Source organism: Shimia sp. R9_1 (assembly GCF_017743775.1).
Lineage (GTDB): Bacteria > Pseudomonadota > Alphaproteobacteria > Rhodobacterales > Rhodobacteraceae > Shimia.
Genome location: NZ_JAGHRN010000004.1, coordinates 275,660 through 297,415, shown reverse-complemented (window position 1 = coordinate 297,415; position 21,756 = coordinate 275,660). Strand labels below are relative to the sequence as shown.

Below are 21,756 nucleotides of genomic sequence, written 5' to 3'. Positions count from 1 at the left end.
ATATACCTAAAACCGAATTCATAAAAAAATGTAACCGTGAAACCGGGCTTACTTATGTCAGCGGTCACGCCCAAAGCGAAACATCGCCCCTTACCCCTTCCCCAAATCCTCCAAAATCGGGCAATCCGGCCGCGCATCCCCCGCGCAGCTCTCCACCAGATGGCTCAGCGTCGCCCGCATGGCCTGTAAATCGGCGATCTTTGCATCAATCTCTGTCAGGTTCCGCTCCGCAACCCGTTTCACATCCGCACTCGCTCGCCCCTGATCCTCATAAAGCGCCAGAAGCGTCCGGCAGTCCTCAATCGAAAACCCAAGCCCCCGCGCCCGGCCCAAAAACGCCAACTTATGCAGGTCGTTCTCCGCGAAGCTGCGGTAGCCATTCTCGCCGCGTGCAGGCGTCACAAAGCCGATGTCCTCATAGTATCGGATCGTCTTGGCGGGCAGTCCCGAGCGTTTGGCAACTTCCCCAATGTTCATGCGCGCAACTCCTGCAAAACCGGCGCAGCTCGGCGCAGCCGCAGCGCGTTTGAGAGCACAAACACACTGGACAGCGCCATGGCCCCTGCCCCGAGCATAGGTGACAAAGCAGGCCCGCCAAAGGGCACCAGAATGCCTGCGGCCACTGGGACCAACGCTACATTGTAGCCAAAGGCCCAGAACAGGTTCTGCCCGATATTGCGGATCACGCGACGGCTGACCTCAAAGGCGTTGATCACACCGCCCACGTCGCCGGACATCAGCACCACATCTGCCGCCTCCATGGCCACATCCGTGCCCGTGCCGATTGCCAGCCCGACGTCCGCGCTGGCCAATGCAGGCGCATCATTGATGCCATCCCCTACAAAGGCCACGTTGCCAAAGCACGCACGCAGCTCCTCCAGCGCGGCCACTTTCCCATCCGGAAGGACTTCAGCCACCACATGATCGATCCCCAACTGCGCAGTCAAAGCCTCTGCCGTGCCACGCGCGTCGCCGCTGATCATCGCCACTTTCAAGCCCATGTCATGCAGCGCATGAACAGCTGCTGCCGAGCCGGGTTTGATCGGATCAGACACCGCCAGCACCGCCGCAGCCCGTCCGTCAATCGCCACACAGATCGGTGTTTTCCCACCTGATGCAAGATCCTCAATCTGCGTCCCAAACGCCGCGAAAGACACCGCTTCCTGAGCCATGTACCGCGCCGCACCGACCAGCACAGACCGTCCAGAAACCTCAGCAGAAATCCCCATGCCGACCTGCGCTTCAAACCGCGTGGCACGTAGCACATCCAGCCCACGCGTCTCTGCCGCACGCACCAAAGCCTGCGCCAATGGATGTTCCGAGGACGCCTCTGCCGCCGCAACAAGCGCCAGCACATCTGCTTCTTCAAACCCTTCAGCCAGCGCCACATCCGTCAGCTCCGGCTGGCCCATCGTCAGCGTGCCTGTCTTGTCAAAGGCCACCACATTGCAATCACGAAGGCTCTGCAGCGCACCCCCTTTGCGAAACAGCACGCCCAGCTGTGCTGCGCGGCCCGTACCCACCATGATCGAGGTCGGTGTCGCCAGCCCCATGGCACACGGGCAGGCAATGATCAGCACCGCCACAGCCGCCACAATCGCATGGCCAAACGCTGGGCTCGGCCCCAACACCATCCAGATCCCAAAGGTCAGTGCCGCCACAGCCATCACAGCCGGCACAAACACCGCTGTCACGCGGTCCACCCGCGCCTGAATGGGAAGCTTCGCACCCTGCGCCTCGCGCACCATCGCAACGATCTGAGACAGCATGGTGTCACGTCCGACCTTTTCGGCCTCATAGCGCAACGCGCCCTGCCCGTTGATCGTGCCACCAATCACCGCAACGCCTGCAACCTTCGCCACTGGGACCGGCTCGCCTGACAGCATGCTCTCATCCACAAAGGACTGCCCGTCAATAACGCGCCCATCCACAGCCACACGCTCGCCGGGCCGCAAATGCAAGACATCTCCCACGGCCACGGCATCAATGGAAATCTCCTGCACCGCGCCCTTGCGCTCTACCCGCGCCACCCGCGGCTGAAGCCCCATCAACTGCCGGATCGCCTCCCCCGTGCGCCCCTTGGCGCGTGCTTCCATCCAGCGCCCAGTAAGGATCAGCACCACAATCACCGCTGCCGCCTCATAATAGACATGCGCGGTGCCCGCAGGCAGCAAGCCGGGGGCAAAGGTTGAGACCACGGAAAAAAGATAGGCCGCGCTGGTGCCCAAAGCGACCAACGAGTTCATCTCTGGCGCGCCTTTGATCAGCGCCGGAAACCCTTTGGCATAAAACTGTCGCCCCGGCCCGACCAGCAAAGCTGACGTCAGCACAAACTGCATCAGATACAGCGCCTGCATCCCCACATTGGCCATCAACCAATGATGCAACACCGGAACCATGTGTCCGCCCATTTCGGTCACAAACACCGGCAAGGCCAACGCCGCAGCGATCAGCACATCACGCTTGAGCCTCGCCGCCTCGTCCGCCTTATGATCGACCTCCTCGGCCCCTTCTTCCTGCAGCCGCGCTGGATAGCCCGCCTTGGTGCTGCGTGCCGCAATCTCACCCGGCGTGGCCTCACCTTCGAAATATTCAACGGTCGCAGTTTCACTGGCAAAGTTCACATTGGCCGCCACCACGCCCGGCGTTTCGGACAGAGCCGCCTCAGCCCGGCGCACACAGCCTGCGCAGCTCATACCCGCCACGACATAGGTCAACGACCGAACACGCGCTGGATAACCCGCGTCCTTCAAGGCCCCCAAAACTGCTTCGGTGCCGCCTTCCATCACCACCACACGTGCGCTCTCATTGGCCAGATTGACCTCTGCAGATTGCACCCCTTCAGTCTTCGCCAAGGCCTTTTCAGCACGTGAAACGCATGCGGCACAGTTCAGGCCGTCAAGATGAAAGGTCAGTGTTTGCATGGATCTGTCTTTTCTGAGTCGGCGTCACCCGCCACTAAGGGATATAAAGGTTCCAGTAAGTGGAAGGTCAAGGCCACTTAGCAGAGCATGTCGTTTGCCCACGATTTGCGCCTCATAGCCCCTCAACACATTGATATTGGTCAACAACCTCTCGGATTCTGACACTCCCTACGAACCTACACCCCATGAAATGTACGCCGACCGCAATTTTCTGTTTGATCTCCAATTTAATTTGACGCAAAAATTAAGTCGAGGAGACTTAGGGAGGACCCCCATGTTTGTGGGATTGGATCTGGGCACGTCTGGCTTGCGTGCGCTGTTGGTTGACGCGAGCCAAAATGTGATCGCCGCGCGTGAGGCGCATTATGACACCGCCCGCCCCCATGCTGGCTGGAGCGAACAGGCGCAATCTGACTGGACCCGCGCCGCCAAAGAGGTCTTCGCCCAACTGGCTGCCGATTTCCCTGATGAGGTTGCCGCGATCAAAGGTATCGGCGTCTCAGGCCACATGCACGGCGCCAACCTGTTGGACGAAACCGGCGCGCCTCTGCGCCCCTGCATGATGTGGAACGACACCCGCTCTGTCGATCAGGCCGCCCGTCTGGACGCCGCTGATCAGATACGCACGCTCTCCGGTAACATCGTCTTTCCAGGCTTCACTGCCCCCAAAGTTTCTTGGGTCGCGGAAAATGAACCTGACACATTTGCCAAAACCGCCAAGGTCCTGCTGCCAAAGGATTATCTGAACTTCTGGCTCACTGGCGTCTATGCCTCAGACATGTCTGACAGCGCGGGCACCAGCTGGCTCGATGTTGGCGCGCGCGATTGGTCAGACACGCTGCTGACCGCTTCCGGCATGCACGCCGATCAGATGCCCAAACTTTTTGAAGGCTCAGAGGCCATCGGCACGGTGCGTGACGACATCGCCGCAGAACTTGGCCTGCCCAAAGGCGTGATTGTCGCCGCCGGGGCCGGAGACAACGCCGCCGCCGCATGTGGCATTGGCGCGCTGAATGAGGGGGATGGTTTTGTCTCCCTTGGCACCTCCGGCGTGCTGCTCACCGGGCGCGGCGCTTATGCGCCAAAACCCGAAAGCGCTGTGCACACCTTCTGCCACGCCATTCCGGGCCGCTGGTATCAGATGGGAGTGATCCTTGCGGCCACCGACAGCCTCAACTGGCTGGCCCACAATCTGGGCCAAAGCCCAGCCGACCTCACCAGCGCCTTGGGCAACAGCATCACAGGCCCCGGCCAAATCCGTTTCCTGCCCTACCTGTCTGGCGAGCGCACCCCGCACAATGACGCCGAAATCCGCGGCGGCTTCCTCAACATCGACATCAATTCCGGCCCCGAGGCATTGACCCAAGCGGTGCTCGAAGGCGTCGCCTTTGCCCTGCGCGACAACTACGAGGCCCTCAAATCCACGGGCGCAGAGCTCGACAGCCTGATCGCCATCGGCGGCGGCGCACAGTCGCGTTACTGGATCGAACTCATCGCCACGCTTCTGAACCTGCCGATTTCCCTGCCCGCAGCGGGTGAATTTGGCGCAGCCTTGGGGGCCGCCCGCCTTGCCATCTGCGCCATCACCGGCGCCGCGCCCGAAGAGATCATGACCAAACCCGAGATCGCAACCACGATCGCCCCGCGCACCGAGCTGCGCGACGCTTACGAAGCGGCCTACGCTGCCTTCGTCAAAACTTACCCCGGCATAAAGGCCCTGACACAATGACCGACTTCTTCAAAGACATCGCCCCCATCCAGTTTGAGGGCGCCGACAGCACCAATCCAATGGCCTTCCACCACTACAACCCCGATGAGGTTGTTATGGGCAAACGGATGGAGGACCACCTGCGCTTTGCCATTGCCTACTGGCACTCTTTTGCTTGGGAGGGTGGCGATCCCTTTGGCGGCCAGACCTTTGAGCGCCCTTGGCATCCGCAAACCCGCATGGACATGGCCAAAGTCAAAGCAGATGCCGCCTTTGAGATGTTTGACATCCTCGGCCAACCTTACTTCTGCTGGCACGACGCAGACGTGCGCCCCGAAGGCGACAGCTTTGCCGAAAGCCTGAAGAACTTCGAAGAGATCATTGATTACTTTGAAGAAAAGATGAGCACCCGCAAAATCAAACTGCTCTGGGGCACCGCCAATATGTTCAGCCACCGCCGCTGGATGTCCGGTGCCTCCACCAACCCCGATCCGGAGGTGTTTGCCTATTCTGCCGCCACCGTAAAAACCTGCATGGACGCGACCAAACGTCTGGGCGGTGAAAACTACGTGCTCTGGGGCGGCCGCGAAGGCTATGAAACCCTGCTCAACACCGACATGGGCCGCGAGCTGGATCACATGGGCCGTTTCCTCAACATGGTGGTGGATTACAAGCACAAGATCGGCTTTGAGGGTGCCATCCTGGTAGAGCCCAAACCCCAGGAACCGTCCAAGCACCAATATGATTTTGACGCCGCCACCTGCTACGGTTTTCTGCAGAAATACGGCCTTGAAAACGAGGTGAAGCTGAACCTAGAACAAGGTCACGCGATCCTCGCCGGACACAGCTTTGAACATGAGATCGCCACCGCCGCCGCGCTTGGCGTGCTGGGCTCAATCGACATGAACCGCAACGATTATCAATCCGGCTGGGACACCGACCAATTCCCCAACAACGTGCCCGAGGTGGCCCTGTCCTACTATCACATCCTGAAAGCAGGCGGTTTCACCACAGGCGGCACCAACTTTGACGCCAAACTCCGCCGCCAGTCACTTGATGCCGAAGATCTCATCGCAGCCCATGTGGGCGGCATGGACATCTGTGCGCGCGGCTTGAAAGCGGCGGCAGCGATGATTGAGGACGGCGGCTTGGAACAGGCGCTCAACGAACGCTACGCCGGTTGGGAAAGCGACGAGGCCAAAGCCATGCTCGCCGGTGATCTGGACAGCACATTCGCCGATGTGATGAGCGGTAAAATCAACCCTGCACCCAAATCCGGCCGTCAGGAAATCCTTGAAAACTACGTGAACCGCTTCGTCTAAGATGCTGTTTAGTTGAAATTTAACCACTCTCCTCACCTCTCCTACCGAGGTGGGGAAGACACTGCCAAGGAAGACCAGCCATGCGCCATGTCCTGTTCTGCACCGTCGCCATCTTGCCCGCTTTGGCAAACGCTTCACCGCTGCCCAAAGCAGATGCGACCTTCCCGGAACAGGACATGGCGGAGGTCAAACTTGGCCAACTTCTTTTCTACGATCCCATTCTGTCGGGCAACAAATCTGTCTCCTGCGCGTCCTGCCACCATCCGGATCTCGGCACCTCTGACGGGGTCTCCTTGGGGCTCGGCGACGGCGCAACCGGCCTTGGGCTTAACCGCAAGATCGATACGGACAATCCACCGGAACAACGCATCCCACGCAACGCCCCCGCACTTTGGAATCTCGGCGCAACGGAATTTACCGTCTTCTTCCACGACGGGCGTTTAGAAGACGACCCAACCCGCCCCTCTGGCATCCGTACCCCACTGGGCGCCGAAATGGAAATGGGCTTTGACAACGCGCTCGCCGCGCAAGCCATGTTCCCCGTGTTGTCAGGCGACGAAATGGCCGGACACTACTCCGAAAACGATGTTTCTCAAGCTGTCCGCCTCGGCCGCCTCACCGGACCCGGAGGTGCCTGGGACATATTGGCCAAACGCGTGGAGGCCATACCCGCGTATCGCGCAGCATTTGACGACGTCATTGGCGCGCAACCGATCAAATTCCACGACATTGCCAATGTCATGGCCGCCTTCATCGCCTTTGAATGGCGCGCAGATGCCTCCGCCTTTGATGCCTATCTGCGCGACGGCATGCCCCTCACAAATGACGCCGCCGCGGGTATGGAGCTTTTTTACGGCAAGGCACAGTGCAGCACCTGTCACAGCGGTCAATTCCAGACCGACCATGGCTTCCACGCCATCGCCCTGCCGCAGATCGGCCCGGGCAAAGCAGCCCGCTTTGAACGCCACAATCGCGACGTCGGTCGCGGTCGCGTGACCGGTGCAGCTGAGGATTTTTACCGCTTCCGCACGCCATCGCTGCGCAACATCACGCAAACTGCCCCCTATGGGCACAACGGGGCTTTCACAAGCCTCGAAGGTATCGTGCGCCACCACCTAAACCCCGAGGCGTCGCTCAGCGCCTACACCCTTGCGGCGGCCACCTTCTCTGATGGGGCATTCCCAAATGATTTCAAACTGATGAACGACGCGCCTGAAGTCAGCCAAATCGCCCAGGCCAGCGATCTGCCTTCGGTGTCGCTTTCAGATACAGAGGTCACCCAGATCCTCGCCTTCCTGGAAAGCCTTACGGATTATGACGCGATCAAGGGGCGCCTCGGCGTGCCAACATCGGTCCCCTCAGGTCTGCCGCTCGACAACTGATCGAGAAAGCCGCCTCGCTCAACTCTTTGGCCAAGCAGTCAGGCCAGCGTCGCGCTCAATCCGCCAGAGCCCATTTAGAGGCACCTCCTGCCAAGGGCCCACTGCGCCATCCGGCCAGATCACGCGCACCTTCGCAGCCTCAGATGCTCCAAGCCCAAAATGCGCCGCGCCAGACACGCCGCCTGCATGGCCACCGCCCACTGTGATCTCGCGGGTATAAACCCGCTCTCCGGCCTGCAGCTCGATCACTGCGCCAATCGCATCACGATTTGGCCCATCATCCTGCAGGCTCAGCGACAACCAGTTACCCGCAGCTGCGCTGACGTTCTGATACACCTCCAACGGCGCACGTCGGTTGACCACCGCCAGATCCAACAACCCGTCGCCATTCAAATCCACCAAAGCGGCGCCCCGGCTGCGCGCCAATGTGGCAATCCCAGCCGCATCGCCCTGCTCGGCAAAGCTGCCATCTGTCTGCTGGATCAACAGGTTGTTGGGATCTTCCATCGCCGCATCCGGCATCTGCTCCACATTGCCTTTGGCAATAAACACATCATCCAACCCATCGTTGGTCACATCCCCAAAGGCGATATGCCAACCGGTTGAGGGCCGCCCGTCATCGCCCACATAGGGCCGATGCGCCGAGGTGCCCAGGGCATAGGGCACATCTTCATAGGTCGGCAGCGCCCCATCCGTGCGCCGCATCAGGCGCTGATCCCCCATGGACGAGAGAAACACTTCGCTCACGCCATCAAAATCCAGATCACGCTCCGCAATCCCCATGCCCCAAAGCATATGGGTCGCCCAGCCGTCCGCCTCGCCATAGAGCCGCGGTGTGGCCTCCATCGCCCAAAGCTGCTCCGCCCCGCCGCGCACGTAATAGTGCCGGTCATTGCTCATCCGCAGATCAGCACGCCCGTTGCGCCCCCAATCTGAGAACAGGATCGACAGAGGACAAAACCCCGGCTCCAACGCGCTATGCGCGTAGCCCTCACCGTCCGGTCGGAACAAATCGTTTGTATCACAGGCCTCAAACGGCCCATCCGGATTTTCCCGATCCACATAATTGCCAAAAGCCAGCGTGGGCAGCGTATTTTCCCCTTCCCACGTGGCCGAAAACGCCGTGGTCCAGGCATCACCGCCCTCAAAGCCCGGCAGATCCATAGGTGTGAAACTGCAGTCTGGGCCGCCTTTGAACAGCTTGTTCTCGCCGACGCGCAGAGCCACAAGATCCTGCCACCCGTCGCCGTCGATATCGAGCGCGTAAAACCCGGTGGTCGCCGTGATATTCAGTGCCTCAGGCAAGGTCGCTTCAAGCACCACAGCGCCACCAAGTTCACTTCGGTTACGCAGCAGCACAGGTGGGTTTGCCCCGCCCGCCGCCACCAGCTCCGACAGTCCGTCGCCATTACAATCAAAGGCGGCCACGCCCCCGCCGACAAAAAGTTCCCAGCCGCCATCATAGCTGTGCGGCGACACATCGACTGGCACAAATTTCACCTCTGCCCCAGCACCACTTGCCGCCAGCACAGCCAAGCCCATCACAAGCTTATCCAACATGATCTGCCATCCCCTGCAACGCGGTTTCCGAAACATTTTCAAGCGCATAGGCCGCCGCTCCTCGTGCCCACATCAGGTTGCCCCATTTGTGGATCACCACCTCCGGCGGCGCCTTGTCGATTTGCACAATCGACTTGCGCATCGCATCAATCACCTCTTCGGCGTAAAGGTGGCTGGATTGCATCTGCTCTCCGGCAAGGATGATCAGTTCCGGATCAAAGATGTTCACCAGATTGGCCAGCCCCATCGCAAACATCCGCCCAGCGCGCTCCACGATGGAGGCCGCCACCTCATCGCCCCGCTTGGCAGAGGCCAGAATATCCACCACCTGCCGCTCAGCCATTTCACCCGTCGCGATCATCGCCTCACGCATCAGCGCGTAGTCCGCAACATAGGCCTCAAGACACCCCCGCTGCCCACAGCGGCACAAAGCGCCCTCAAGCTGCACCTTGGTGTGGCCAAATTCCGCACCACAGCCACGCGTGCCACGGTAGATCTCATCGTTGATGACGATCCCCATCCCCACACCGCTCTCGATGGTGACCACGATAAAATCGCGATGTCCCTGCCCCAGGCCAAAGCTCTTCTCCGCCATCGCCACAAGGTTGGCATCGTTGTCCAGAAATACGGGAATGCCCAGCGCTGCTTCCAGAACCGCGCCAAACTGCACATTGCGCGCGCTCAAGGACGGCGACCAATGCACGAACCCCTGCGGCGCATCCACAATGCCCGCGATGCCAAGCCCAAGCCCGGCAACATCTGTCAGCGACTTTTCGATCTTCTGCGCCAGAGTCTCGACCAGCTCAGCCAGAGTGTCTGCCAAATCTTTGGCGGGTTGCACCGCATGTTCGAGCTCTGCCTCATGGGAGGCCAGCTGATTGCCCTCAAAATCCAGCAACACCAAAGACACCGTCCGGTTTGAGATCTTCGCCCCGGCAATCAATCGCGCCGCACCGCGAATCTTAAGGTCCACTTTGGGCCGCCCCCGGCGCGCATCCTTGTCAGGGGATTCGCTGGTGACCTCTTCGATCAATCCTTCCCGCAGCAACTCTGCAGTGATCGTGGTCACGGTCGCTCTGCTAATGCCAGTAATCTCACTGAGGTTGATCCGTGGGATGCGCTGATGTCTGCGGATTTCTCCCAGCAGCACACGGCGACCAATTTCCCTTTGATTAACAGACATTTACAGACCTCCCTCCCATCAGGCATCGCGTCATTCCCATAGTGGAATACAGCGCTGACCTGGCCCACCACCATGGCGGCGTTCTGTGCCTTCATGCAAGCTTAGCTGAATTAATTTGATTTACAAATTTATTTTGCTAACAATGGGTCAACCCGGAGCAAAACCGATTCACATCGGCCACCGCCGGGGAAAACCTTTGGGAGGAAACCATGAAACTATTCGCTTCTGCGACGGCCATCATCGCCGGCGCCTTTATGAGCACAGCGGCGTTTGCCGAAGATCTGGTGATCGGCGTGAGCTGGTCCAACTTTCAGGAAGAGCGCTGGAAAACCGACGAAGCCGCCATCAAAAGCGCATTGGACGCAGCTGGCGCCAAGTACATTTCGGCCGATGCGCAGAGCTCCTCTGCCAAGCAGCTGTCTGACATTGAAAGCCTGATTGCTCAGGGCGCAGACGCGCTGATCATTCTTGCACAGGACGCCTCCTCTGTTGGCCCAGCCGTACAGGCCGCAGCTGACGAAGAGATCCCTGTCGTTGCCTACGACCGTCTGATCGAAGACAGTCGCGCCTTCTACCTGACCTTTGACAACGTTGAAGTTGGCCGCATGCAGGCCCGCGCCGTGCTCGAAGCGATGCCAAAGGGCAACTACGTGATGATCAAAGGCTCCCCAACCGATCCAAACGCAGACTTCCTGCGCGGCGGTCAGCAGGAAGTGCTGCAGGCAGCAATTGACTCCGGCGACATCAAGATCGTTGGCGAAGCCTACACCGACGGCTGGGTTCCAGCCAACGCACAGCGCAACATGGAGCAGATCCTGACCTCCGTGGACAACAAAGTGGACGCGGTTGTGGCTTCTAACGACGGCACCGCTGGTGGCGTTGTGGCTGCTCTGACCGCTCAAGGCATGGAAGGCATTCCGGTTTCCGGCCAGGACGGTGACCATGCCGCTCTGAACCGCGTTGCCACCGGCACCCAGACCGTGTCTGTCTGGAAAGACGCACGCGCACTTGGCGCAGCGGCTGGCGAGATCGCTGTGTCTCTGGCCAAAGGCGAAGCGGTTGACGGTGCTTCTGACTGGACATCCCCGGGCGGCACCACAATGACCTCCATGTTCCTGGCACCGGTGCCTGTCACCGCCGACAACCTGAACGTTGTTCTGGACGCTGGCTGGATTGCCAAAGACGTGCTCTGCGTAGGCTCTTCCAACGCCGCCTGCAACTGATCTGACACTCTGCCCTCCTGATCCGTCAGGGGGGCACACCTCACTCCCCACCCCCACACAACTGCAAAAGACTTTGCTGTCGCGGCCCGGGTCGCACAGGCTGGCCCTGTACACCCAAATTCCGGCGCTCAAAAAGGTAACGCACAATGCAAAAACAAGCCAAAAACCTGATCGACAAGCTTGGGCTGGATGTCCGCCTGCTTGGCATGATCGGCGCGCTTGTGGTGATCTGGGTTGTTTTCGGCATCTTCACTGATGGCCGCTTCCTGTCTCCACGTAACTTCTTCAACGTCTCGGTCCAAACCGCTTCCGTCGCCGTTATGGCCACCGGCATGGTCTTTGTGATCGTGACCCGCAACATCGACCTCTCCGTAGGCTCCATGCTGGGCTTCATCGGCATGACCGTCGCCGCGCTTCAGGTACAGTGGCTGCCCCAGCTTGTTGGCCTCGGCCATTGGTCGATCTGGATCATCGCTGTGTTTGCCGCTGTGTTCATGGGGGCGCTGCTCGGCGCGTTTCAGGGCTGGATCATCGGCTATCTCACCGTGCCAGCCTTCATCGTGACCCTGGGTGGCTTCCTCGTCTATCGCGGTGCCATGTGGTGGGTCACCAAAGGCCAGACCCAAGCCCCGCTTGATCCGACCTTCCGCCTCCTTGGCGGCGGCGCAGAAGGCACTCTGGGCGAAACGCTCAGCTGGGGTTTTGGCATCTTTGCATCCGTTGTCGCCGTCGCCCTCATGCTGATGAGCCGCCGCAACAAAGCGAGTCACGGCTTTACCGTAAAGCCGGTCTGGGCCGAAGGCGTCCTGATCGCGATCGCAGCTGGTCTGATCATGTGCTTTGTCTGGATCATGAACAGCTACCCGATCCCCAAAGGCGCCATGCGCCGCATGACCGAAGCGCAGGGCATCGAATACACCGACGGTCTGGTCTGGAACCACGGTGTTGCCATCCCTGTTGTGATCCTTCTGGGTGTTGCGATTGTAATGACCATCGTTGCCACCCGCACCCGCTTTGGCCGCTATGTCTACGCCACGGGCGGCAATCCTGAGGCGGCAGAGCTCTCTGGCATAAACACGCGTCTGCTGACCGTGAAAATCTTTGCGCTCATGGGTGCACTGACCGGCATCGCCTCCATCATCGCCTCAGCCCGCCTGAACGCGGTAGACGTGGGCCTCGGCACACTGGACGAGCTGCGCGTGATCGCGGCAGCAGTGATCGGCGGCACTGCATTGGCAGGCGGCGCAGGCACCATCTACGGTGCTGTCATCGGCGCCTTGATCATGCAATCTCTGCAATCGGGCATGGCCTCCGTGGGTGTAGACGCCCCGCTGCAAAACATCGTTGTGGGCATCGTTCTGGTCTTCGCCGTCTATGTCGACATCGTCTACCGCCGCCGCACTGGCGCGTAACCGGCGCATAAGGAGTTCTATTATGGACAAGCAAACCCCTCTCGTAGACATGCGCGACATCCACATCTCCTTTGGTGGGATCAAAGCGGTCGACCATGTCTCTGTTGATCTACACCCCGGCGAAGTGGTTGGCCTTCTGGGCCACAACGGCGCAGGCAAATCCACCCTGATCAAGATCCTGTCTGGCGCCTACCAGGCTGACGGCGGCGAGATCTACATCAACGGTGAAAAGGCAGAGATCCACAACCCGCGTGATGCGCGCAAATACAACATCGAGACCATCTACCAGACCCTTGCGCTGGCCGATAACCTCGATGCCGCCTCCAACCTCTTTCTGGGGCGCGAGCTCACCACCGCCTTTGGCACCGTGGATGATGACGCGATGGAGGCTGAAACCCGCAAGATCATGGGCAAGCTCAACCCGAACTTCCAGAAGTTCTCCGAGCCCGTCTCTGCCCTTTCAGGTGGTCAGCGCCAATCGGTCGCCATTGCGCGCGCTGTCTATTTTGACGCCAAAATCCTGATCATGGACGAACCCACCGCCGCCCTTGGCCCGCATGAGACCCAGATGGTGTCTGAGCTGATCCAGCAGCTTAAGGCCGAAGGTATCGGTATCTTCCTGATCAGCCACGACATCCACGATGTCATGGAACTCTGTGACCGCGCCTCTGTGATGAAAAACGGCCAGCTTGTCGGCACCGTGGACGTGAAAGACGTCACTGATGACGACCTCCTCGGCATGATCATTCTGGGCAAACGTCCTGAAGGCGTCCCTGTTCAGGGCTGAATAAATTCGCTAAACGAACTAAAACAGATGAACCAAGAAAGTTGCGGGCGCATGACCTACCTTGTCGGCGATATCGGAGGCACCAACACCCGTCTGGCACTGGCCGGACCGGAAGGCGTGCATCAAGAAACGATACTGCGCGCCCGCAATGACCACTTTGACAGCTTTGACGCTGTCCTCGCGCATTTCCTCGGGACCCAGAAAACCGGCCACCTTGATGGCATCTGCATCGCCATCGCTGGCCCCGTGCAAGCGGGCGAAGGCCGCCTCACCAACCGCGATTGGGCGCTCTCTGCCGCAGGATTTGGCGTACAATCCGGCGCGGCGCGTGCCGAGCTGATCAACGACCTCGCCGCCCTTGGCTACGCCCTGCCCCGCATCACGCCTGAGCATATCTTTGGCACCCGCGTCGCCCCCACCAATGGTCAATCTCTGGTCACCGGCCTGGGCACGGGCTTTAACGTCAGCCTCACCAAACAGACACGCCACGGCGACACTCTGGTGATTGAGGCCGAGCTCGGTCACGCCGAAGTGCCGCAAAGCATCGGCCAGCTGATGCAAGACGCCCTCGGTGCAGAGGCCGCGCCCCTCAAAACCGTCGAAGACCTCTTTTGCGGCCCCGGTCTTGAACGCCTGCACAGCCTTCTGAGCGGCGCAGCGCTGGACGGTGGCAGCATCATCGCCGCCTATGAGGCAAACGACCCAGCCGCGACGGCCACGGTCGAGCTCTTCACTAAAGCGCTCGCCTACCTCACCCGCGCCCTGATCCACCAATACCTGCCGCGTGACGGCATCGTCTTCGCCGGCAGCGCCGCCCGAGGCGTGCTGGGCAGCCGCGCCCTGCCGCTGTTTGTAGAGACCTTGGAATCCGATGGCCCCGGGATCGTCGCCCCAGCCAGGATCCCGCTCAGCGTCATCACCGACGACGCCGCAGCCCTGCAGGGATGCCTGCAACACTTGGTGCAAACCGCACGCTGAAAAAACGCCTGCGACACCAAGGCACGTGCATTTCAATGCGCGCTCGCCTACCTCCTAGGTAGAAAGAGGGGTGCCAAGATGCCCAAAGCTCTCGTGCTCGGAGGCTACGGCCTCATCGGCGCAGCCTGTATGGATGCGCTCCACAAAGCCGGGTTTGAAGTCACCGGCGTCGGCCGATCTGCAACCGCTGCTGCCCGCTTTCCGCAATATGCGTGGAAATATCTCGATGTCACCGAATTGACCCCGCACCAATGGCGCGCATTGCTCGAGGACTTCAAAGTTGTGGTGAACGCCTCAGGTGCCCTTCAAGACAGCGCCAAAGACAATCTGCAAGCGCTTCATGTCGATGTGCTCTGCCATTTGGCCGAAGCCGCAACGGAAACCCGAACACGTATCATTCAAATCTCAGCCGCAGGCGTCTCTTTGAGCGCAGACACCGCATTTTTTCGCACCAAGGCAGAGGGCGATGCAATACTCGCTAGCTCTGCGTCCGATCACGTGATCTTGCGCCCCACTCTCGTGCTGGGACAAGAAGCATACGGCGGCAGCGCCTTGCTGCGCGCCTTGGCCGCAATGCCCACTGTCATGCCCCGCGTGTTTAAGCACAGCCCTGTTCAAACCGTCGCCTTGGAGGACGTTGCCGCGGCCGTCGTCCGCGCAACGCGAGAAGATATCCCCTCGGGCACTGTGGCTGATCTGACAGAAGCCGAGAGCCAAAGCTTTGACTCGCTTGCACTTTCTATGCGCGCATGGTTGGGCCTGCCCTGTCCTAAATGGCGTCCCCAGCTCCCAAAGGCCACCCTCACGATGACAGCAAAAATCGCTGACATCCTCGGCCGGTTCGGCTGGCGGGCCCCTTTGCGCAGCACATCGCTCAAGGTTTTAGCGGGCGGCATTCAAGGCAACCCGGAGCCATGGCAGAAGCTGTCGGGTCAAACCTGTGCGCCTCTCAAAACCACCCTGCAAAGCACCCCTGCCACGGCGCAGGATCGCATTGCCGCCCGCGTCTACCTAGCAATCCCTTTGGCGATTGCCACGCTTTCACTCTTCTGGCTGCTCTCTGGCATCATTGGTCTTCTGCAACTCCAACAAGCAGCCGAAGTGCTCACACATACCGGCACGCCCCAAGCCCTCGCAATGTGCGCTGTCATTGGCGGTGGCATCGCCGACATTCTTCTTGGCATCGGTATACTCTTTAGGCGCCACACGCGCTTGGCCGCCCTCGGCATGATCGCCCTCTCCCTGAGCTATCTTGCCGGCGCTGCCGTCCTCACCCCCGCGCTCTTTGCCGATCCGCTTGGCCCGATGGTGAAGGTACTACCCGGCATCACTCTTGCCGCCCTTGTAGCCTTACTGATGGAAGACCGATGATCGAAGAACTGCTCCGTTTCGCCCATGTCATCGGCGCCACTGTGCTGTTTGGAACCGGTGCCGGCATCGCCTTTTTCATGGTGATGTCGCACCGCAGCCGCGATCCCGCACTCATCGCTCATGTGGCAGGTATCGTCGTTATCGCAGATACGATCTTCACCGCCACTGCCGCTGTGGCACAGCCCATCACCGGCAGCCTCCTTGCCATGTCACTTGGCTGGTCGTTGAGCGAGCCGTGGATCATGCTGTCTCTGGCACTCTATGTGTTTGTGGGTCTCTTCTGGCTGCCTGTCGTTTGGATGCAATTGAAAATGCGTGATCTTGCTATCGTAGCTCGCGATGCGAACGCTCCGCTGCCGGAGCGCTACTTTCAGCTATACCGTTGGTGGTTCGCCTTCGGTTTTCCGGCATTCTTCGCTGTCATAGCCATCTTCTGGCTCATGCTCACAAGACCTGCCTTCTGATTATGTTTGTCGCGCCGGTCAGAAACCTATTTTCGCGTTGATAGAGCGCAGTGACTGCGTCAACACATCAGCAGCGTCGCCCCACCCCAAACAAAAAAGGCGCAGCCTAAGCTGCGCCTCTCTCATGTTTTATCCGCTCAGATCACTTCAGATCAAAGCGATCCGCGTCCATGACTTTGGTCCAAGCCGCGGCGAAGTCACTGACCAGCTTGGCCTCACCGTCGCTCTGGCCATAGACCTCGGCCACTGCGCGCAGTTGTGAGTTGGAGCCGAACACCAGATCCACACGGGTGGCGGTCCATTTCACGTCGCCGCTGGCGCGGTCTTTGCCCTCATAGACGCCGTCTTCGCCTTCAGACCACTCGGTGCCCATGTCCAGCACGTTCACAAAGAAGTCGTTGCTGAGCTGGCCAACGCGGTCGGTGAAGACACCGTGCTTGCTGCCGCCGTGGTTGGCACCCAGCACACGCAGGCCACCTACCAATGCGGTCATTTCCGGTGCGGTCAGGGTCAGCAGCTGTGCTTTGTCCACAAGCAGCTCTTCCGGAGAGATCGTGAACTGCGCCCGCTGATAGTTGCGGAACCCGTCTGCCTGTGGCTCCAGCATGCCAACGCTTTCCACGTCGGTCATCTCCTGGGTCGCATCCCCACGACCCAGGGAGACCGGCACGGAGACGTCATGCCCTGCATCCAGAGCAGCCTTCTCCACTGCCGCGGCACCCGCGATCACGATCAAATCTGCTGTGCTGACAGGCTTGCCAAACGCGGCTTTGATCTCTTCCAGCTTGTCCAGAACCCGCGCCAGCTCTTCAGGCTCGTTGGCCGCCCAGTCCTTCTGCGGCGCCAGACGCACACGGGCGCCATTGGCCCCGCCGCGCATGTCACTGCCACGGAACGTGGAGGCAGAGGCCCAGGCGGTTTTCACCAGATCGCTCACCGACAGACCGGAGCCGATCACAGCCGCCTTCAGTGCGGCCACATCATCGTCAGACAGGTCGGTTTCGCTGGCCGGAACCACATCCTGCCAGATCAGCTCTTCCGCTGGCACTTCTTCCCCCAGATACCGGGCACGTGGGCCCATATCGCGGTGGGTCAGCTTGAACCAGGCGCGCGCAAAGGCATCGGCGAACTCTTCCGGGTTCTCATGGAACCGCTTGGAGATCGGGCCATAGATCGGATCCAAACGCATCGCCATATCGGCGGTGGTCATCATGGTCTTCACCTTCTGGCTCGCGTCATGCGCCGCTGGTGCCATGTCTTCTTCTTTGACGTCGATTGGTTCCCAGATCCACGCACCCGCCGGGCTCTTGGTCAGGTTCCACTCATAGCCAAACAGAAGATCAAAGTAGCCGTTGTCCCACTGGATCGGGTTTGCTGTCCACGCGCCTTCGATGCCGGAGGTGGTGGTGTCACCGCCCTTGCCGCTGCCGTGCTTATTGATCCAGCCAAAGCCCATGGCTTCGATCGGGGCCGCTTCCGGCTCCGGGCCAACCAGCTCAGGGTCGCCAGCACCATGCGCCTTACCAAAGGTGTGGCCACCAGCCACCAGCGCCACGGTCTCCTCGTCATTCATCGCCATCCGCGCAAAGGTCTCGCGAATGTCTCGACCGGAGGCCAGCACGTCCGGCTGCCCATCAGGCCCTTCCGGGTTCACATAGATCAGACCCATCTGCACTGCGGCCAGCGGGTTCTCCAGATCACGCTCACCGGAGTAGCGGGAGTTGTCCGCATCAGAGCTCGCAAGCCATTCCACTTCCGCACCCCAATAAACGTCTTCTTCCGGCTCCCACACATCTGCACGGCCACCGGCAAAACCGAAGGTGGTGCCACCCATGCTCTCAATCGCCACGTTGCCCGCGAGGATATAGAGGTCCGCCCAGCTGATCTGGTTGCCGTATTTCTGCTTGATCGGCCACAACAGACGACGCGCCTTATCGAGGTTGCCGTTGTCAGGCCAGGAGTTCAGCGGCGCAAAACGCTGCTGTCCGGTACCACCACCGCCACGGCCGTCCGCGGTCCGGTAGGTCCCGGCAGAGTGCCACGCCATACGGATAAACAGACCGCCATAGTGACCATAGTCCGCAGGCCACCAGTCCTGACTGTCTGTCATCAGCGCCGTCAGATCTGCCTTCAGCGCCTTGTAGTCCAGTTTCTTAAATTCTTCCGCATAGTCAAACGCGGTGCCCATCGGGTCAGACTTGGCAGAGTTCTGGTGCAAAATCCGCAGGTTAAGCTGGTTTGGCCACCAGTCGCGGTTGCCACGTGTCTTGTTGCTGGTGGCGCCATGCATCACCGGGCAACCACCTGTTTTCATATCACCGTCCATATCGGTCTCCTGTCGGATAGATGGGTTTATCGATTCTCTGCCAGCAGTCTAAGCCCAGGGCGGGTATTTAAAGAAGTTGCATTTTCCAATCGGTTTAATAAGTAAAACAAATGACAAATCTCACGCTCCGCCAATTGCGCTACTTCGAAGCCCTTGCCCTGCACCGCCACTTCGGCCGGGCCGCTGATGCCTGCGCCATCTCCCAACCGGCTTTGTCCCTGCAAATCAAAGAGTTGGAGGAAGATCTTGGCCTCCCTCTGTTTGAGCGCTCCAGCCGCCAAATCCGCCTCACGCCTTTTGGGGAAGACATGGCAGAACGTGCCCGGAACGTGCTTCGCAGCGTGGAGGAAATCGGCGAAATGGCGCGGATGGCGCAATCGGGTCTCGTAGGGCGTTTGCGGCTTGGTGTGATCCCCACCATCGCGCCCTATTTGCTTCCCAATCTGCTGCGCCGGCTGAAGACCGATTTTCCCGATCTCACCTTGCACGTGCGCGAGACCATGACCGCCACGCTGATCGAAGAGCTGCGCCAAGGCCGCATCGACACAGCGATTGTCGCCCTGCCCGTCTCAGAACCGACCTTTGAGGAAATGCCGCTTCTGTCGGAAAACTTCGTCTTGGTGCGCCCCAAGTCCGAGGCCGACGCCCCCGTCCCCGCACCGGAAAATCTGGAGCGCGAACGTCTGCTTCTTTTGGAAGAAGGCCATTGCTTTCGCGATCAGGCACTCTCGTTCTGCGGCATGCCCACCGCCCGCGCCCATGAAGGGCTGGACGGCTCCTCGCTCTCGACCTTGGTGCAAATGGTCGGCGCAGGTCTGGGCGTGACCCTGATCCCGGAAATGGCGGTCCCGGTCGAAACCCCTTCCGCAGAGGTCACCGTCGCGCGCTTCAAAGGCGTCGAGCCCAACCGCAAAATCGGCATGATCTGGCGCAAAAGCAGCCCGCTTGCGCCGCAGCTGCAAAGGATTGGGTATTCGGTTCAGACAAGTGCGGCGGCGCGTAACGGCTGAAATCGCAAAGGCTGCGGAAAAGTAAGGCAATCAACCGTTGCAAGTCTCACGCCGCTCATCAATGCTCGGTGCAAAACACTTCTGAAAGAAATCAAGCAAAATGAATTCACTAAGCGCGATTGTTGCTTCTATCAGCGCCCTCTCACTTATGGCTTGTCAGTCCAGCTCAACTCAGTCGGCAAGCACACAGGCAGCCAATTTGCTAGCTGTAGTAGAGACTCAAAACGGCTGTTCGATTCCCCTGAACGAGACGCGAGAAGTTTTTACCGCGGCTGGGTTTAACTCCGCGCAGGAGCGCATTGATCTCATCTGGAGATTGCGCACTCAATCGGGAGCTCTTTCAATATCGGAACGTCAACTCCATGCAAATACGCAAGATTGCGGAAATCCATCGAGCATCTTGGTGGCGAGCGAACAACGGTTTCACAATGTTCAGAAGTTCTTTCTAGAGCGCAGCTGCATCACAACAAACAAGCAAATAGTAAACCACTTCAGCTCTACTGATATCGGGCCATACGAATTTCGAAGTTATGTAGAAGTATTGCTAGCCGCGGGAGCGCTTGAAGAAGATCAAGGTCAGATTACTCGCAAAGATTGGAACGGATGCGAATAGCTTTGCTCATGGTGCGCCAAACAAACACAGCAACAACGACCTCCCCAATTTTCCCCTAGCATTCCCAACGCTTTGCGGCATTCTGCCCTCATGCGTATGATCCTGACCTTCTCGGCCCTCTTCCTCTCCGTCATCCTCCTGCAGCTGAGCTCCGGCGGCGTGGGGCCATTGGATGCGCTCTCAGGCATTGCGCTCGGCTTCTCCACCGAACAAATCGGCCTCTTAGGCTCGGCCCACTTCCTCGGCTTTTTTATCGGCTGCTGGTGGTCGCCGCGCCTCATGGGCAGCGTCGGGCATTCCCGCGCCTTTGCCACCTTCACCGCGCTTGGGGCCATGGGCCTTCTGGGCCATTTCATCATTGTTGACCCCACCGCTTGGGCGATCATGCGGATCGCATCCGGCCTCTGTGTGGCAGGCTGTTTCACCGTGGTGGAGGCTTGGCTGCAATCCAAAGTCACCAATGAAACCCGCGGGCGCGCCATGGGCACCTACCGTGTGGTGGATATGGTCGCCTCCCTCGCCGCGCAGCTGGTGATCAGCGTTTTGGAGCCTGCCTCTTATGTCTCCTACAATCTGCTGGCCTTGCTGTGCTGTGTCGCCCTTCTGCCGATCACCCTCACAACCTCGCCACAACCCAAAACCCCTGCGGCCCCGCGCCTGCGCCCCAAGCTCGCCTATGAGCGCTCACCCCTCGCCGTGGCGGGCGTGATTGTCGCCGCACTCAGCTCCGCCTCTTTCCGTATGGTCGGCCCGGTTTATGGCACCGAGGTCGGCCTGCAGGTCAGCCAGATCGCATGGTTTCTGGCCGCCTTTGTGCTTGGCGGCGCGATTGCGCAATATCCCGTGGGCTGGCTTGCGGACAAATATGACCGCCGCTGGGTGCTGATCTGGCTCTCTGCGGCCGCCGTGCTCAGCTGCGCCACCACCGTAACCCTCGGCGGAGGCAGCACCGCCATGGTCATGCTGAACGCAGGCTTCTTCGGCTTTACCTCCTTCCCGATCTATTCGGTGGCCGCCGCCCACGCCAATGACTTCGCCACGTCTGAGGAACGGGTCGAGCTTTCTGCCGCGCTGATGTTTTTCTTTGCCGTTGGCGCCATTGGCACACCGCTCTTTGCCTCTGGCCTGATTGAGCGCTTTGGCCCCTCCGCACTTTTCATCATGATCGCCGCAGGCCATCTGCTCCTGATCGTCTTTGGCCTCGCCCGGATGCTCGCCCGCCCAACCGTCGCTGATCGCACGCGCTACGTATATGCCCCCCGCACATCGTTCACCGTTGGGCGCATCACCAAGCGGCAGCGCGAACAGCCAACCAAGTCTGACGAAACCAACAATTGAGGCGCAAAAAACCTCCCCAAAATGCACCGACAATGCACTCCCGCGATACCACCGCGATACAGATGCAATACCGACGTGTTACCGACGTGCGATTTCCCCTGTGGAATTGCTCCGCCCTTTGAGCTAATTGGGGTCGAAACAGTTAAGGGACACCC

At 59.9% G+C, this 21,756-nt stretch carries 17 protein-coding genes; 12 read left to right on the top strand and 5 right to left on the bottom strand.

Annotated features, from left to right (window positions below):
* Positions 1–90: 90 nt before the first annotated feature.
* Positions 91–477, bottom strand: a complete 387-nt coding sequence (gene cueR / locus J7399_RS14750) for a Cu(I)-responsive transcriptional regulator (RefSeq protein WP_209087134.1) — start codon at positions 475–477, stop codon at positions 91–93.
* Positions 474–2,924, bottom strand: coding sequence for a heavy metal translocating P-type ATPase (locus J7399_RS14745; RefSeq protein ID WP_209087133.1), 2,451 nt, complete (start codon positions 2,922–2,924; stop codon positions 474–476). The genes cueR and J7399_RS14745 overlap by 4 nt, the downstream gene beginning before the upstream one ends.
* A 274-nt stretch (positions 2,925–3,198) precedes the next feature.
* On the opposite strand from J7399_RS14745, the gene xylB reads away from it, so the two are divergent.
* The 3 genes from xylB (at position 3,199) to J7399_RS14730 (ending at position 7,336) form a co-directional block, all read left to right on the top strand.
* The gene (xylB, locus tag J7399_RS14740; RefSeq protein WP_209087131.1) at positions 3,199–4,653 is read left to right on the top strand and encodes a xylulokinase; all 1,455 of its coding nucleotides are present in this window, start codon (positions 3,199–3,201) and stop codon (positions 4,651–4,653) included.
* Positions 4,650–5,954 (top strand): xylose isomerase, encoded by a 1,305-nt coding sequence (gene xylA, locus J7399_RS14735; protein ID WP_209087130.1) that lies wholly within the window; start codon positions 4,650–4,652, stop codon positions 5,952–5,954. Before xylB ends, xylA begins: the two co-directional genes overlap by 4 nt.
* 80 nt (positions 5,955–6,034) lie before the next feature.
* Positions 6,035–7,336: a cytochrome c peroxidase gene (locus J7399_RS14730; RefSeq protein WP_209087129.1), complete on the top strand. Its 1,302-nt coding sequence runs from the start codon at positions 6,035–6,037 to the stop codon at positions 7,334–7,336.
* An 18-nt stretch (positions 7,337–7,354) separates the two neighbouring features.
* Here J7399_RS14730 and J7399_RS14725 read toward each other — a convergent pair whose 3' ends face one another.
* Entirely contained in the window at positions 7,355–8,896 is a 1,542-nt protein-coding gene (locus tag J7399_RS14725) for a CRTAC1 family protein (protein WP_209087128.1), read from the bottom strand.
* Positions 8,886–10,079: an ROK family transcriptional regulator gene (locus tag J7399_RS14720; RefSeq protein WP_209087127.1), complete on the bottom strand. Its 1,194-nt coding sequence runs from the start codon at positions 10,077–10,079 to the stop codon at positions 8,886–8,888. Before J7399_RS14720 ends, J7399_RS14725 begins: the two co-directional genes overlap by 11 nt.
* A 209-nt stretch (positions 10,080–10,288) precedes the next feature.
* Between J7399_RS14720 and xylF the strand changes: the two genes are divergently transcribed.
* The 6 genes from xylF (at position 10,289) to J7399_RS14690 (ending at position 16,314) form a co-directional block, all read left to right on the top strand.
* Positions 10,289–11,302 (top strand): D-xylose ABC transporter substrate-binding protein, encoded by a 1,014-nt coding sequence (xylF, locus tag J7399_RS14715; RefSeq protein WP_209063392.1) that lies wholly within the window; start codon positions 10,289–10,291, stop codon positions 11,300–11,302.
* Between the two features lie 146 nt (positions 11,303–11,448).
* Positions 11,449–12,714 (top strand): sugar ABC transporter permease, encoded by a 1,266-nt coding sequence (locus J7399_RS14710; protein ID WP_209087126.1) that lies wholly within the window; start codon positions 11,449–11,451, stop codon positions 12,712–12,714.
* A gap of 22 nt (positions 12,715–12,736) precedes the next feature.
* Positions 12,737–13,501 carry an ATP-binding cassette domain-containing protein gene (locus J7399_RS14705; protein ID WP_209063395.1) on the top strand — a complete coding sequence of 255 codons (765 nt, stop codon included), beginning with the start codon at positions 12,737–12,739 and terminating at the stop codon, positions 13,499–13,501.
* Between the two features lie 51 nt (positions 13,502–13,552).
* On the top strand, positions 13,553–14,479 hold the full coding sequence (locus J7399_RS14700; RefSeq protein ID WP_209087125.1) for an ROK family protein: 927 nt from the start codon (positions 13,553–13,555) through the stop codon (positions 14,477–14,479).
* Between the two features lie 78 nt (positions 14,480–14,557).
* The gene (locus J7399_RS14695) at positions 14,558–15,850 is read left to right on the top strand and encodes an SDR family oxidoreductase (RefSeq protein ID WP_209087124.1); all 1,293 of its coding nucleotides are present in this window, start codon (positions 14,558–14,560) and stop codon (positions 15,848–15,850) included.
* A complete protein-coding gene (locus tag J7399_RS14690; RefSeq protein WP_209087122.1) occupies positions 15,847–16,314 on the top strand; it encodes a DUF2269 domain-containing protein in 468 nt (155 codons plus the stop codon). The genes J7399_RS14695 and J7399_RS14690 overlap by 4 nt, the downstream gene beginning before the upstream one ends.
* 142 nt (positions 16,315–16,456) lie before the next feature.
* Here the strand turns inward: J7399_RS14690 and katG are convergent, their stop codons facing one another.
* Positions 16,457–18,640, bottom strand: coding sequence for a catalase/peroxidase HPI (gene katG, locus J7399_RS14685; protein WP_209087120.1), 2,184 nt, complete (start codon positions 18,638–18,640; stop codon positions 16,457–16,459).
* Between the two features lie 110 nt (positions 18,641–18,750).
* Between katG and J7399_RS14680 the strand changes: the two genes are divergently transcribed.
* From J7399_RS14680 to J7399_RS14670, 3 genes are all read left to right on the top strand, one after another.
* Entirely contained in the window at positions 18,751–19,650 is a 900-nt protein-coding gene (locus J7399_RS14680) for a hydrogen peroxide-inducible genes activator (RefSeq protein WP_209087117.1), read from the top strand.
* Positions 19,651–19,750: 100 nt separating this feature from the next.
* A complete protein-coding gene (locus tag J7399_RS14675) occupies positions 19,751–20,263 on the top strand; it encodes a hypothetical protein (protein ID WP_209087115.1) in 513 nt (170 codons plus the stop codon).
* A 90-nt stretch (positions 20,264–20,353) separates the two neighbouring features.
* Positions 20,354–21,601: an MFS transporter gene (locus J7399_RS14670; protein WP_209079255.1), complete on the top strand. Its 1,248-nt coding sequence runs from the start codon at positions 20,354–20,356 to the stop codon at positions 21,599–21,601.
* Positions 21,602–21,756: the final 155 nt, after the last annotated feature.

Bases quoted from the DNA above. Each gene is read 5' to 3' on its own strand.
- xylA (WP_209087130.1), top strand. From the start codon at position 4,650: ATGACCGACTTCTTCAAAGACATCGCCCCCATCCAGTTTGAGGGCGCC.
- J7399_RS14730 (WP_209087129.1), top strand. From the start codon at position 6,035: ATGCGCCATGTCCTGTTCTGCACCGTCGCCATCTTGCCCGCTTTGGCA.
- J7399_RS14725 (WP_209087128.1), bottom strand. From the start codon at position 8,896: ATGTTGGATAAGCTTGTGATGGGCTTGGCTGTGCTGGCGGCAAGTGGT.
- J7399_RS14690 (WP_209087122.1), top strand. From the start codon at position 15,847: ATGATCGAAGAACTGCTCCGTTTCGCCCATGTCATCGGCGCCACTGTG.
- J7399_RS14670 (WP_209079255.1), top strand. From the start codon at position 20,354: ATGCGTATGATCCTGACCTTCTCGGCCCTCTTCCTCTCCGTCATCCTC.
- J7399_RS14700 (WP_209087125.1), top strand. From the start codon at position 13,553: ATGACCTACCTTGTCGGCGATATCGGAGGCACCAACACCCGTCTGGCA.
- J7399_RS14705 (WP_209063395.1), top strand. From the start codon at position 12,737: ATGGACAAGCAAACCCCTCTCGTAGACATGCGCGACATCCACATCTCC.
- J7399_RS14695 (WP_209087124.1), top strand. From the start codon at position 14,558: ATGCCCAAAGCTCTCGTGCTCGGAGGCTACGGCCTCATCGGCGCAGCC.
- xylF (WP_209063392.1), top strand. From the start codon at position 10,289: ATGAAACTATTCGCTTCTGCGACGGCCATCATCGCCGGCGCCTTTATG.
- cueR (WP_209087134.1), bottom strand. From the start codon at position 477: ATGAACATTGGGGAAGTTGCCAAACGCTCGGGACTGCCCGCCAAGACG.
- katG (WP_209087120.1), bottom strand. From the start codon at position 18,640: ATGGACGGTGATATGAAAACAGGTGGTTGCCCGGTGATGCATGGCGCC.
- J7399_RS14710 (WP_209087126.1), top strand. From the start codon at position 11,449: ATGCAAAAACAAGCCAAAAACCTGATCGACAAGCTTGGGCTGGATGTC.
- J7399_RS14680 (WP_209087117.1), top strand. From the start codon at position 18,751: ATGACAAATCTCACGCTCCGCCAATTGCGCTACTTCGAAGCCCTTGCC.
- J7399_RS14675 (WP_209087115.1), top strand. From the start codon at position 19,751: ATGAATTCACTAAGCGCGATTGTTGCTTCTATCAGCGCCCTCTCACTT.
- J7399_RS14720 (WP_209087127.1), bottom strand. From the start codon at position 10,079: ATGTCTGTTAATCAAAGGGAAATTGGTCGCCGTGTGCTGCTGGGAGAA.
- J7399_RS14745 (WP_209087133.1), bottom strand. From the start codon at position 2,924: ATGCAAACACTGACCTTTCATCTTGACGGCCTGAACTGTGCCGCATGC.
- xylB (WP_209087131.1), top strand. From the start codon at position 3,199: ATGTTTGTGGGATTGGATCTGGGCACGTCTGGCTTGCGTGCGCTGTTG.